We start from the raw sequence: 13,334 nt of genomic DNA, 5'->3' as shown, positions 1-13,334 counted from the left end.
AACGAAAAAACTTCGGATTACTACACAAGTACTTTGCAGCCGATGGTTGCAGACGTAACCTGTAGAAACACATTTGACGAAAAAACGGGGCGCGTTGCCCGTTAAAATACGGCCCGCCTAGTGCATCTTCGCCGCCACGCAGCGTTCGTCTGCGGTGGCACCCATTGGCCCCATTGGCCCCGTTATCGCCATCGGACGACCCAGCGCCCCAGCAGCATGACGAACGACGCAACCTCAACGGACTCACTGGCCGTCGCTGAGCGCGTACGCGCATTGATGAGCCGGCACGGCATCGCGAAACGGCAGCAGACGACGGAGCTGTGCCGCATCCTTGCGTTGAGCTTTTCCCAAGGGCACCGCAAGTTGCGCGGCAGCAGCCCCTGGACGCTTGCGCAGATCCGAAAGGTCGCCGATGCGTTCGACGAGCCGGCCGCCCAGCTCGTCGGCGCGGCATCGGCGGACGGCACTGGGCTGGGCGACGCCCACCCGCGCGAAGCGGTCTTCAGCGTCGGTGCGGCCCAATGGCCTTGCACCGCCTGGATCGCCGGCACGCTCAACGCTCATCGGCGCAGCGAATTCGTCGCCTATCCCGAAGGCAACCGCTGGCGCGTGGTGCACTGCGAGGGCACGCCGGAGCCGCACGCTTGCGAAGTCGTCAAGATCGAGATCCGCCCGCAGCGTGCCGAGCTCATCCGACCCACCGTCGCCGTTGTCGATAGCGATAACGCGGCGGCCGAAGCGCTGCGCGGCTATCTCGAGCAGAACGGTTTCGCGGTCGCTGTACTCGATCGGCTGGAGATGCTCGAAATCGCCCTGCGTGCGCAAACGTTTGACGCCGTCATAACCGATTGGCGCTTCGGGCATCAGACGGCCGCGGTGACGATCGAAGCGATCCGACGCTCGCCAAGACCCGACGTGCCCATCTTCCTGCTGACCGGGGATTTGCTGACGGGGAAAGCCAGCGAGAGCGAGATCAGCGAGGTCATTCGCCGTTTCGACGTGGCCTGCTACGAGAAGCCCGCTCGGCTGGCCATTCTCGTCGCCGATTTGTCGAAGCGGCTCGGTCGCGATTAAGGGCGCTTCAGGGCTTAACCGCGCGCCGTTGCGCGCTCACCATGACGACGCCGATCGTTCGACGATCCAATTCGTGAAGGCCTGCATGGCCGGCGTCACGCGTTTGGACTTCAGCCAGGTGAGCCAATAGCTGCCGGTATCGACCTCGATATCGAACGCGCGCACGAGGCGGCCGGAGTTCAACTCGTGCTCGAACATCCGCACGGGTGCAAGCGCGACGCCCGCGCCTTGCATCGCCGCTTCGACCATCAGCCGCGAGGAGTCGAATACCGGACCGCGGAGCGCCCGCGCCTCCATACCCGCTGCTTCGAACCACCGTGCCCACTCGTCGGCCCGGTACGACCTCAGCAACGTCTCGTTGGCGAGGTCTTCCGGCGTGCACAGCCGGGCCGCGAGTTCTGGCGTGCAAAGCACACCGAGCGGCGCGGGCACCAGCTCGGTCGTCTGCATGCCCGGCCAGGTGCCGTCGCCGAAACGAATCGCGCAATCGAAGCCCTCCGCGGCCACGTCGACCAGATTGTTGTGCGTCAATAACCGCAACTCGACGAACGGATGCGCCGCACGAAAGTGCGTGAGGCGCGGCATGAGCCAACCGACCGCGAATGTGCCGACCACCCCCACGGTCAACACCTCGTGGAAATGGCCCCCTTCGAACTGTCTGAGCACGGCATCGATGCGACCGAATGCATCGCTTAGCACAGGCAACAGCGCCAAGCCCTCATCCGTCATCCCGAGGCCGCGCGGCAGCCGCTTGAACAACGCGGTGCCGAGCCGCGCCTCGAGCATACGCACCTGCTGACTCACGGCTGCCTGCGTGACATTGAGCTCGCGCGCCGCGCGCGTGAAGCTCAGATGACGCGCCGACGACTCGAAAGCACGCAGCGCATTCAACGGCAAATAACGTCCCATTTGGATCGACCCACAAGTATTTCTATCGTCTGCAAAAAAATAACGTCGATTGTGGCCGCCTGCCTCATCGGCGATATTGTCGCCTCCAACCCAAGGAGGCAAGGAATGCAAAGACGACAGTTTATCGGCACGGTAGCGAGCGGCCTGATAGCTGGGCTTGTGACTGTACCCGGAGCGGCGCGCGCGGCAGACGCGAAATCGACGGCTCGCGCCGGCGACGATTCGCCGAACGAACTCGCGCGATCGATCGAAGCGCGGCTCGCGGCAATCGAAACGCGCGTTGCCGGCCGGCTCGGCGTATCGATCCTCGATACGGATTCCGGATTCGCGGCAGGCCATCGCGAAAACGAGCGCTTTCCCATGTGCAGCACCTTCAAGGCGCTGGCTGCGGCAGCCGTGCTGGAACGCGTCGATCGCCAGCTCGACGATCTGTCGCGACGTATCGTGTTCAGCCGCGAGGACCTCGTGCCTTATTCGCCCGAAACCGGCAAGCACGCCGGCGGCACAGGCATGACGCTCTCCGAACTCTGCGAAGCGGCCGTCACGCTCAGCGACAACACCGCCGGCAATTTGCTGCTGGCCAGCATCGGCGGACCTGCCGGGCTCACTGCATTCGCGCGGCACTTGGGCGATACTGTCACGCGTCTCGATCGCAACGAACCAACGCTCAATGAAGCGCTACCTGGCGATCCGCGCGATACGACCTCGCCCGCGGCCATGCGGGCGACATTGCGGACTTTGTTGCTCGGCAACCGGCTTTCGCCGAACTCGCGCGACCGATGGCTCGCGTGGCTGGAAGCGAACCAAACGGGCGGCGAGCGCATTCGCGCAGGATTGCCGACAGGTTGGCGCGTGGGCGACAAAACGGGTACGGGCGAGCGCGGTACGGCGAACGATATCGCGATCGTCTGGCCACCCGGGCGCGGACCGATCATCGTGACCGCTTATTTGACCGCGACGACGGCCGCAGCGGCACAACGCAACGCGGCGCTCGCCGAGGTAGGCCGGCTCGCGGCGTCGATCGTCGGATAAGGACCGCGGCCGTATGAATGACCGTTAAAAACAGACCCTGATGCAACGGACCGATACCGCACACCCGCTCCCATCGAGCTACTACGAAGCGACGGTCACGCGTCCCGCATTGCCGCCGCTCGGTGCGCGGACCGAGCCAGCCCAGGTATGTATCGTCGGGGGCGGCTTTGCCGGCCTTGCCACGGCGCTCGGCCTCGTCGAAAGAGGCCTCTCCAATATCGTGGTCCTCGAAGCCGAACGAGTCGGTTTCGGCGCGTCGGGCCGCAACGGTGGCTTCGTCTTCGGCGGCTACAGCCTCGAGAACGCAGAACTGTTGCGGCACCTCGGGGAGCGCGATGCGAATGCGCTCTACGCCCTGACGACGGCCGCCGTCGAGCTGATTCGAAGGCGCATTACCCGGTACGACATCGATTGCGACGCCGTGCATGCGGGCGTCATCCTGGCCGACTGGTTCGGCCGGCCCGCGCGGCTTGCGACGTTGCGCGAAACGATGCGTGAGCGTTTCGGGGTCGACTGGCTACCGATCGGCGCAATCGAACTGCGGCAGCGGCTCAAGTCGGACCGCTACCACGGAGGGTTGCTCGAACCGCACGGATTTCATTTTCATCCGCTCAAGTATTTGCTCGGTCTCGTTCGCGTGCTCACCGCCGCCGGTGTCCGGATTTACGAAGGCAGCCCCGCCGTCTCGATCCAGCATCGAAAGGATGGCGTGCGCGTCCACACGCAGGTAGGGTCGATCGAGGCACGCGAGGTCGTGATAGCGGCTGGCGGCTATTCGAGCGGTGTCTCCCGCGCGATCGAGCGCGCCATTTTACCGATCGCCACCTATGTCGTTGCGACGGAGCCGCTCGGCGAACGACTCAAAACAGCGATCGAATGTGTATCGGCCGTCTACGACACGCGTTTCGCTTTCGACTATTACCGCCCACTGCCCGACACGAGGCTCCTCTGGGGAGGCCGCATCTCTGTCTTCGACCGTTCGCCCAGGCGGATCGCGCAGCTATTGCAACGCGACATGCTGCGCGTCTATCCGCAATTGAGTGGAGTCGAGATCGAATACGCCTGGAGCGGCTTGATGAGTTATGCGCGGCACAAGATGCCCCAGATCGGGCGGACGCCCGACGGAATCTGGCATGCGATCGGGTTCGGCGGTCACGGTGTCGCGCCGACTACGGTCGCCGGCGAATTGCTCGCGGCCGCCATCGCCAACCGCGCGGCCATTGCACCGGCGTTCGCGCGGTTCGGACTCGTTCCGACGTACGGCTGGCTCGGCCTGGCCGCCGCCGAACTCCACTACCTCACGAAGATCGGCATCGACGTAGCGGCCGAGCACGTCGCGCGCTTGCGCATCGGCAGGCAGGCGCGCTGAGCCCGCGCCGGCGAGCGCGCGGGGCTCACCGTCATTGCGCCAGTAGCGGAACGTCGGGGCCATCGGCCCCCGGACCCGGCGGGCGGAACGCCGCACCCGATTCGATCATTGCGCGTTGCACGAGCGCCTTCGCTTCGACACTGCCCGCATCGATCGACAACGCGCTGCCGGCTTGGTGCCACGCACAGTTCCATTCCTGCTGCACAGCGCAGACGCGCGCCGAGTTCAAAGCGGAATCGCGTGCCCTTTCGCGCGAAACGAGGTCTTGCTGAAGCATGAACGCCTCGCTGTTGCCCGGCTGCGCAGCCCGTGCCGCGTCGAGCGCGCGGCGCGCCGCCGCGAGGTTGGCCTTTGCAAGACTCGCCTGTGCGAGCGCGATCGAGCGCTCGACCGAGGCCTGGTGCGGCTCGCGCTGTGCGTTTGCGCTCCGGACCGCTGGGGCGTCGTTGAGGGAATACGACGAGTTGCCGATGCTGGCCCGAGGTGTGTCGCTAGGCGAGGCGGTGCCGGGCAGCATCGGTACCGCGGGCTGCGGGGGTATCGCGGCGTCGGTATACGCGTTCACGCTGCGGCGCGCCGCCTCCTTCGGTGCAGTCGACGCATAGCGGTTGCGTTCCTGGCGTCGCGCAACGGCAGGCGCCTCTTTCGATTGTCCGCGTTCAGGTGCCGCATCGACTTTCGACGAAGCGCTCTGCGCATTGTCCTTGGCGGGCGTCGCCGGGGCGACGGAGGTTCGAGCCGGATCCGGGCGAACGTTCACGGCCGCCACGGATTGTTCCGGCGCCGGCGAAGCAGCAGGCGGCGGCGCAGCGGGCACCGGCTTGGGCGGCACGCGCGCGGCGGCTACGGCGGGCGGCGTTGGGGCCACGGCCGGCGCGTCATTGGCATGACCCGAAGGTTTGCCACCCACCGATGCACCGGGCTGCACGCTGCCTTCGACCGTCCGCACAGGCGCTTGCTCGTCTTGTGGTGAAGGTGCAGCATCGTCGTGACGATGCAGCAACACGATGGATCCGAAGAGCGCGACAAACGCGGCCAGCGTGATGGCTGTGCTCGCTTTCACGCCCCATCGGCGGCCGCCCTCGGCGCCGAAGTCACGAATGGGTGCCGCGATGCCTGCAAACGGCTCGGCCTCGCCGGCTGCGGCGAACAGCGGTTGCGGACGCGCGCTCCACGGTGGAACGCCGCCTTCGCGCGCCGCCGTAGGCTCTTTCCGTTCTTGCGCGGGTGCGCCTTGGGCTGGCGCACGGGAGCTTTGCGTCTCGCGCAGGCTCTTGGCGAACGCGAGTCGAGCGTGCGTTCCGCAATGCGGGCAGAACGATACGCGCTCCGCGACGCGGACTCCGCACCGCGCGCAGGTCGCGGGAAATTGAATCTCAGCGGCAGTCTCGCTCAACATCGTCAACTCCTACTCCTTATAACTAACGAGCAACGAACGTTCAGGCTCGAAGACGCGCTCTTGAATCAGCGCCGGACAACAATTCAGGGTGGCTACCAAGGGCATCTTTCCGAGTTCGTGAAGCTGGGGATAGCCCACTATCGGGCAGCGGCCGGGCCAGCGTCAAGAGACGGTGCCGAATAGCATCAGCGCCGATCCGTCAGAAGTTAGCGGCTCGCCGCAATACGGATCCGACTCCTTTTCTTTTTTCACATTACGGTGCGAATATTGCGTGAAACGACAACCGCGCCGGCGCTCTCGGTCAACCTTCGCCACCGCTCATGAGCAGTGTCCGATATTCGCTGGGCGTGACGCCCACGGTGGCCTTGAACTGCCGCGTGAACGCACTATGGTCCGTGTAGCCGCACAGCGCGGCCACGTCGGTCACTTTGTCGTTGGAAACCAGCAGCGCGGTAGCGGCGTCGAGCCGGGTCTTCAGCAGGACCTGCCGCGGCGTGAGATGAAACACCTTGTGAAAGTAGCGCTCCAGTTGCGCCACCGACATGCCGGCCATCTCGGCGAGATACGTCAGGTTCAACGGCTGAACGTAGTTGTCCTGAATATGTTGAACGACCGCCGCAAGGCGTGAATAAGCCGGATGCGTTTTCTCGTTTGCCTTCAGGTCCCGCGATATGCCGGCCAAGCCGACGATCGCGCCGGCGCTGTTGCGCAATGGAACCTTCGAACTCAGACACCAACCCGGTTGACGGCCCGGATAGAGATGCAGTTCGAGCTGATCCATCATCGGCGGACCGCCTTCGAGAACCGCACGGTCCTGGGCCATATAGGTACTGGCGAAGCGGCTCGGGAACACCTCTTCCGTCGTCTTCCCGATCAGCGCGCGCTTTTCCTTGCAGCCGCAACGCGAGGCCAGGGTCCGATTCACGAGCGCATAGCGGGTTCGTTCGTCCTTGACGAAGAACACGACATCGGGAAGTGCATCGAAGACAGGCTCCAATTGCGCAAAGAACGGCAACATGTCCGCTAGCGTCGCGGCGGCGGGCATCTCGGGAAGGGAAAGCATCGGCGGCAACGTCCATTTCGGGCGAATCGCTTACGCGTCGCGTGCGGCAATCGAAGATCGCCCGATTATAGGGTGCGCGCGCGATCTGCCGGCGCGGCTTGGAGCAGCGTGCCGATGCGCGCGGGAATGAAGGGCGGTCGCGGCGGCGCGCTGTCCCAGCCGAAATAGACTTGAGCCGCCGTGCCGCAAATGCGTCCTTGGCACGGCCCCATCCCGCACCGGGTATGCAACTTGGCATCGCGCCAATTCGCGTACCCGGCAACGGCGCCGAGCGGCACATCCTCGCAACGGCACAAGAGCGTATCGTTCGAGGGCCGCTCGCGCGCCGCTTCGCCAAGCGCGAATGCTTCGTCGAGACGTGCCGCAAAGCGGCGCCATCGTTCGCGCGCCCGAACGAGTGCGGGCGGTATTGGCGCACCGCTCGCGGCCAGGCCCGCGATGCGCCCTTCCACGCAGGCAAGCTCGGCGCCGCCGATACCCGTGCATTCGCCGGCAGCCCAGATGTGCGCCATGCTGGTACGCTGGCACTTGTCGACGGCGATCGCGCCGGCTCGAATATCGCACTCGAGCGCCAATGCCAACGTCAGATTCGGCACGAGCCCATAGCCATAAGCGAGCCGATCGCACTCGAGCACGACATCGCGCATGCCCCGGCGCACGACGACGCTTTCGACACGGCCTTCTCCGCGTACTTCGCGCACCACACTGCCCGTCCAATAGGCGAGGCCCGCAAAGCCGCGCGTCAATCGCATGGCCTGCCAAAGTTTCGAGGGCGTAGTGGCAAGCGACAGCCCAAAGCGCAGAACCGAAGCGAGCGGCGCCTGTTCGACCACTGCGACGACGTTCGCACCGGCCGCGCGCGCGGTTGCGAGGGCAGCCATGAGAAGCGGGCCCGTGCCGGCGATCACGACGCGTTCTCCCCGCACCGGCATCCCCCCTTTGATGAGCGCCTGCAGGCCACCCGCCCCCGTGACGCCCGGCAACGTCCAGCCCACGCAAGGCAGCAACCGCTCGCGTGCGCCCGTGGCCAATATCAGTTCGGAGTACGAAACATACCGCGCAGTACCGTCGTTTGACTCCAATAGCAGCGCCTGCGGCACCGGCGCCGCAACGACACGCGTCGCCGCGAGTATCGTTGCGTTCTCTGCCGTATCCAATGCGCCCGACATTCGACGCATGGGCGGCGAAGCCTGCGTGCGCGGTCCCTGACGCCAGATCTGGCCGCCGGGGCGGGGGTTGTCGTCGACGATAGCCACCCGCTTGCCCAGCCGCACCGCTTCGCAGGCCGCCGCGAGCCCCGCCGGTCCCGCGCCGATCACGACGATATCGAAGTCCAATTTCATCGAGGCGCGTACTCCGTCTCGACCCGCATGCCGTCGCGGCAAACCGTCTGGCATGCCAGCACGTACGCGCGCCCATCGACCGTGACGCGGCACTCCTGACATACGCCCATCCCGCAAAACGGTGCACGTGCCATGCCCCCGACCGACACACGCGTGGCTCCGATGCCTTGCGCAATGCTCAGCGCGGCCGCGACCGTCGTGTACTGTGCGACGCCGACCTTCACGCCATCGATCGTGACGTTCAGCTCGGCCATCCCGCCGTCGCGCGCATGCGCGGTACGGGATAGCTTGTCACGGATGAACATATGCACTCTCCCCAAAGCGTTCGGGCCGGTACGGGTGCGAATCGATTGCGGGCTCCGTACCGAGTATTTGCGCAGCCAGGAGCTTGGCCGTGGCAAGCGAAGTCGTCACACCCAACCCTTCGTGCCCCGCCGCGATCCAGACACCAGGCGCACCCGGGCCCGCGTTTCCGATGAGCGGCAGTCCGTCGGGTGTAGCTGCCCGAAAACCGGTCCACGCGCGTAACCCGTTCAATTGCGTCAGCCCGGGCAGATAGCGCGCGCATCGGGCAAGCATCTGCGCGAGCACGTCCAACTCGACATCAGGACTCGTTGTCGAAAACTGACGCGACGAGCCCAGCAGTAATTGCCCCGTGGGCCGCGGCTGGGCGTTGAATGCGACCGAGGTACCGCTCGCCTGATGCGCGCTGTCGATATAGCCGAGCTCGAGTAACTGATGCGTGATGAATCCCGGATAACGATCCGTGACGAGCAAGTGGCCTTTCTTCGGTTCGATCGGCAACGACGGTACGAGGCGCCGCGCCTGCATGCCATTGGCTACGACAACGCAGGCCGCGCTCAAGCGCTCGCCGTTCGCAAGCGAGACCGTTTGGGCGCTGACGCCGATCGCCTCCGCGCCCGTGCGCACGCCGATAGTTCGTGCTCCTGACGATTGCGTCAGCAACCACTGAGCCGCGCGTGGCGCGTAGACGATGCTGTCGTCCTCGACGAGCAAGCCGCCTGCCATCGCGGGCGACAAGGCAGGCTCGCACTGGCGCAACGCATGGCGATCGAGCAGTTCGGCGCTCACGCCGTGCTGCTCGAGCGTCGCCTGCAGCGCACATGCGGCTTGCCACTCATGCTCGTCGGCCGCGACCCAGAGGGTGCCGCAGCGGCGAAACGCGTCGAGCTCGCGCAGCTGCGGTGCGAGCTCGAGCCACAAACCGCGCGAATAGCGCGAAAGCGCAAGCTCCTCCGCAGAATCGTTCATGACGACGATGTGGCCCATGCCGGCCGCGGTCGCGCCGCCACCGATGCCGGCCGCATCGAGCACCTCTACCGTCATTCCTCGCGCCGCCAGCTCCGCGGCGCACGCGGCGCCGACGATGCCCGCGCCGACGACGATCGCGTCGGCGCTCATACGCCTTGAGTCAACGCAATGCCGGCCGCGAACGGATCGTCGTCTTCAAAACAGAGCTTGCCGTCCGCCATGATGTGCGCGCGTCCCGTGATCGTCGGCACGATCGAGCCGGGCGCCTCGCGGCTGCCGCTCTCGCCTTCACTTTCGTCATTCGCGCCGAGCGCATAGGACGCCTCGAACACGCTGCCGATAATGCTTTCCTGCCGCCAGCGTGCACCGGGCGCGAGCTTGCCCTCCGCCGCAAGGCACGCGAGCTTGGCGCTCGTACCCGTGCCGCAGGGCGAACGGTCGTAGGCGTCGCCCGGACAGAGCACGAAGTTACGGCTGTCGATACCTTCGCGCGAACCCGGTCCGAAAAGCTCGATGTGGTCGATATAGGCCCCGTTCGCGCCGGCGATGCCCGCGGCGGCGAGCGCTTCGCGAATCTCGTGCGTGAATGCAGTCAGCTCCGCGATACGTGCCGGTTCGAGTTCGTGGCCGTGATCGGACACGAGGAAGAACCAATTGCCGCCCCACGCGATATCGCCGGTCAACCGGCCGTAGCCGGCCACATCGACACTTACCGCATGGCGGTATCGGTAAGCGGGCACATTGCGCACCGACACGCTGCGATCGGCGTTGAGCGTGGCCTCCACGATTCCGACCGGCGTCTCGATGCGGTGCGCGCCCGGTGCGATCCGCTGCATATAGGCGAGCGATGCAACGAGTCCGATCGTGCCGTGCCCGCACATGCCGAGATAGCCGACGTTATTGAAAAAGATGACGCCAGCCGTACAACTCGGGTCGTGGGGCTCGCATAGCAGTGCGCCGACGACGACGTCGGACCCGCGCGGCTCCGTCACGACGCTCGTGCGCCAGCCGTCGTGATGGCTGCGCAGCCGCTCGAGCCGCTCGCGAAGCGGGCCGTTGCCGAGATCCGGGCCGTCCGACACGACGAGGCGCGTGGGCTCGCCACCGGTATGGGAATCGATGATATGTAGGGTCTTCATGCAGCAAATGGTAGGAACCTGCACGGCAGTCCGTCTTGGTACCGTTGCGCGTGCCGGATGCCGATTTCGGCACACCCTGCGTTCGCGCGGCCTTGTGCCGAAATCGGCATCGCGAATGCGCGATCCGCGCAAGACGCGGTGGCGAGCGCTGCTTACACTGCCGGAATGATTTCGGTGTATCGGCCTCGCTCTGGAGAGAAAAGATGGCACAAGGATGGAAGGGTGTATTACCGGCGGTGACGACCAAGTTTCACGAGGATTTCAGCATAGACGGTGCTTGGACCGCGAAGAATATCGAGGCGCAGATCGACGCCGGTGTCGACGGCATCATCGTCTGCGGCTCGCTCGGCGAAGCCTCGACGCTCTCGCTGGACGAGAAGCTCGAAGTGCTCGATATCGCGGTTCAGGCCGCACGCGGCCGCGTGCCGGTCTTGCTGACGATCGCCGAAAACAGCACCCTCGACGGCTGCCGGCAGGTCGAGCGGGCCGCCGCGCATGGTGCCGCCGGCTATATGGTCTTGCCCGGCCTGCGTTACCTCTCCGACCGGCGGGAGACGCTGCATCATTTCCGCAGCATCGCGAAGGCGAGCCCTTTGCCCCTCATGATCTATAACAACCCGCTCGCCTACGGGGTCGACATGACCCCCGAAATGTTCGCGGAGATCGCCGACGAGCCGAAGATCGTGGCGATCAAGGAATCGTGCGGCGACGTGCGCCGCGTGACCGATCTCATCAACGAAGTGGGCCAGCGCTACTCGATTCTGTGCGGTGTCGACAATCTGGCGATGGAAGCGATGCTGATGGGCGCGCATGGGTGGGTAGCCGGACTCGTCTGTGCCTTTCCGCATGAGACCGTGGCGATTTATCGCCTCGTTCAGCAAGGGCGTATCGAAGAAGCGCTCAAGATTTATCGCTGGTTCGCCCCGTTGCTCGCGCTCGACGTCTCGGTCAAGCTCGTGCAAAACATCAAATTGGCCGAAACGATCGTTGGGCTGGGGACCGAGCCCGTGCGCCCGCCGCGGTTGCCGCTCGCCGGCGACGAGCGGGCCAGCGTCGAAGCCCTGATCCGCAAGTCGCTCGAAACGCGGCCGCCACTGCCCGCCTTCTGATCGACGGGAACCGGCAACGGCCGGCTATCGCGTGCTTCGCCCGGCGCCAGCCGCCGGCGCGAAGCGCGGCATCGAGGCAGGTGGCGTGCATCCGACGTTTCAGGCAACCCCGAAACGTCGCCCGGATCGCTTCGCTAACATCGGCCTCATGGACACGACCACTACTTCCCCTTCCTTCACGAAGACGATCGCGCTCGTTTTGGCCACGGTCAGCGTCGCCTTCGTCGTCACGCAACTCGACGTGACGATCGTCAACGTCGCCTTACCGGACATCGGCAGCCGGCTGCATGCGCCGGTTTCGGAACTGCAATGGATCGTCGATGCCTACACGCTGGCCTTCGCCGTACTGATGCTTTCGGCCGGCGTGTTCGGCGACCGCTTCGGTCCGCGGCGGCTGTTCGCCTGGGGACTGGCGCTTTTCGCGCTTTCGTCGGCCGCCTGTGGGCTCGCCCCCTGGGCGGGAGCGCTGATTGCAGCGCGCGCGGTGCAAGGCGTGGGTGCGGCGGCGATGCTGCCCAATTCCCTGGCACTGCTCAACCAGGCTTGCAGTCACGACCCCGGCCTACGCGCACGTGCCGTCGGCCTTTGGACCGCATCGGGCGCGATTTCGATCGCAGCCGGGCCGGTACTCGGCGGTATATTGATCGCGGCGTGGGGATGGCGCAGCATCTTTCTCGTCAATCTGCCCATCTGCGTCGCGGGCTTGCTGGCCATCCATTTCTGGATACCTCGCAGCTTCGATGCCTCCGCGCGTCGGCACAAAGGCGAGAAAATCGGCATCGATCTGCCCGGCCAACTGCTTTCGGTCGTCGCGCTGACGGCTTTCACCGCCGCGGTGATCGAATTGCGTCCGTTGGGCCTTGCGCATCCGCTCGTCATCGCCGGTTTCGCGACGGCAGTACTCGCCGCCCTTGCACTGCTCTTCGTGGAAGCACGGACCGCCGCACCCATGCTGCCGCTTTTCCTGTTTCGCGATGCCACGTTCAGCGCCGCAGTCGTTTTTGGCATTTGCGTCAATATGGCGTACTACGGCACGGTATTCGTGATCAGCCTGTACCTGCAGCGCGTGCGAGGCGATACGCCGCTCGAGGCCGGGCTGGCCTTTTTGCCGCTGACCGGAGGGTTTCTGTTCTCGAACGTCGTGAGCGGCTGGGTCGTCGCCAGGCGTGGCCCCCGCTTTCCGATGATGCTCGGGGCCGCACTGGGTGCGCTGGGCTATGCACTGCTCCATGCTACGCAGCCCAACACACCGTTTGCGCTACTGCTTGCACCGTTCTTGCTGATTCCTGGCGGGATGGGCTTGGCCGTTCCGGCCATGACGACAGCCATTCTCGCTTCCGTCGATCCGAAACGGGCCGCAACCGCATCCGCGCTGCTCAATACCGCGCGCCAGGCGGGCGGCGCACTCGGCGTGGCGGCATTCGGTGCGCTGGCCGGAGGGGCGGGATCAGACGGTGTCGTGCACGGTTTGCAGGTTTCAGCTGCGATCGCGACAGGCTTGCTCGTCGTCGGGGTGGTGCTCGGCCGCTTCATCCACCCCGATGCACATGCTCGCGAACGTTCGGCTGCTCGCGTAACCGGCGAGGCCCGCGTTGAGGGCGGCCGCTGATAACCGCGGCCGGGGC

12 protein-coding genes are annotated in these 13,334 nt (G+C 65.5%); 5 read left to right on the top strand and 7 right to left on the bottom strand.

Features of this window, described 5'->3' with window-relative positions:
• Positions 1–216 precede the first annotated feature (216 nt).
• A complete protein-coding gene (locus tag GWC77_RS08395) occupies positions 217–1,074 on the top strand; it encodes a helix-turn-helix domain-containing protein (RefSeq protein ID WP_173256440.1) in 858 nt (285 codons plus the stop codon).
• A 36-nt stretch (positions 1,075–1,110) separates the two neighbouring features.
• Here the strand turns inward: GWC77_RS08395 and GWC77_RS08390 are convergent, their stop codons facing one another.
• Positions 1,111–1,983, bottom strand: a complete 873-nt coding sequence (locus GWC77_RS08390) for a LysR family transcriptional regulator (protein WP_173256439.1) — start codon at positions 1,981–1,983, stop codon at positions 1,111–1,113.
• Between the two features lie 105 nt (positions 1,984–2,088).
• Between GWC77_RS08390 and bla the strand changes: the two genes are divergently transcribed.
• Complete coding sequence (gene bla, locus GWC77_RS08385) at positions 2,089–3,015, top strand: class A beta-lactamase (protein WP_173256438.1); 927 nt, start codon at positions 2,089–2,091, stop codon at positions 3,013–3,015.
• Positions 3,016–3,055: 40 nt separating this feature from the next.
• Complete coding sequence (locus GWC77_RS08380; RefSeq protein WP_173256437.1) at positions 3,056–4,384, top strand: FAD-binding oxidoreductase; 1,329 nt, start codon at positions 3,056–3,058, stop codon at positions 4,382–4,384.
• A gap of 31 nt (positions 4,385–4,415) precedes the next feature.
• Here GWC77_RS08380 and GWC77_RS08375 read toward each other — a convergent pair whose 3' ends face one another.
• The 6 genes from GWC77_RS08375 to GWC77_RS08350 form a co-directional block, all read right to left on the bottom strand.
• Positions 4,416–5,783: a zinc ribbon domain-containing protein gene (locus GWC77_RS08375; RefSeq protein WP_173256436.1), complete on the bottom strand. Its 1,368-nt coding sequence runs from the start codon at positions 5,781–5,783 to the stop codon at positions 4,416–4,418.
• 301 nt (positions 5,784–6,084) lie between these two features.
• Positions 6,085–6,828, bottom strand: coding sequence for an AraC family transcriptional regulator (locus tag GWC77_RS08370; RefSeq protein ID WP_254366881.1), 744 nt, complete (start codon positions 6,826–6,828; stop codon positions 6,085–6,087).
• Between the two features lie 83 nt (positions 6,829–6,911).
• Entirely contained in the window at positions 6,912–8,189 is a 1,278-nt protein-coding gene (locus tag GWC77_RS08365; RefSeq protein WP_173256434.1) for an FAD/NAD(P)-binding oxidoreductase, read from the bottom strand.
• The gene (locus GWC77_RS08360) at positions 8,186–8,443 is read right to left on the bottom strand and encodes a (2Fe-2S)-binding protein (protein WP_173256489.1); all 258 of its coding nucleotides are present in this window, start codon (positions 8,441–8,443) and stop codon (positions 8,186–8,188) included. The genes GWC77_RS08365 and GWC77_RS08360 overlap by 4 nt, the downstream gene beginning before the upstream one ends.
• Positions 8,444–8,480: 37 nt before the next feature.
• A complete protein-coding gene (locus GWC77_RS08355; protein ID WP_173256433.1) occupies positions 8,481–9,611 on the bottom strand; it encodes an FAD-binding oxidoreductase in 1,131 nt (376 codons plus the stop codon).
• Positions 9,608–10,609: a 4-hydroxyproline epimerase gene (locus GWC77_RS08350; protein ID WP_367949024.1), complete on the bottom strand. Its 1,002-nt coding sequence runs from the start codon at positions 10,607–10,609 to the stop codon at positions 9,608–9,610. Before GWC77_RS08350 ends, GWC77_RS08355 begins: the two co-directional genes overlap by 4 nt.
• Positions 10,610–10,803: 194 nt before the next feature.
• Between GWC77_RS08350 and GWC77_RS08345 the strand changes: the two genes are divergently transcribed.
• Positions 10,804–11,709: a dihydrodipicolinate synthase family protein gene (locus GWC77_RS08345; RefSeq protein WP_173256431.1), complete on the top strand. Its 906-nt coding sequence runs from the start codon at positions 10,804–10,806 to the stop codon at positions 11,707–11,709.
• A 148-nt stretch (positions 11,710–11,857) separates the two neighbouring features.
• Complete coding sequence (locus GWC77_RS08340) at positions 11,858–13,318, top strand: MFS transporter (RefSeq protein WP_173256430.1); 1,461 nt, start codon at positions 11,858–11,860, stop codon at positions 13,316–13,318.
• Positions 13,319–13,334 lie beyond the last annotated feature (16 nt).

The sequence above is a fragment of the Paraburkholderia sp. NMBU_R16 genome (assembly GCF_013282575.1).
Lineage (GTDB): Bacteria > Pseudomonadota > Gammaproteobacteria > Burkholderiales > Burkholderiaceae > Trinickia.
Note: the sequence above shows the minus strand (reverse complement) of the source record. Positions and strands in the feature narration are given on the sequence as shown.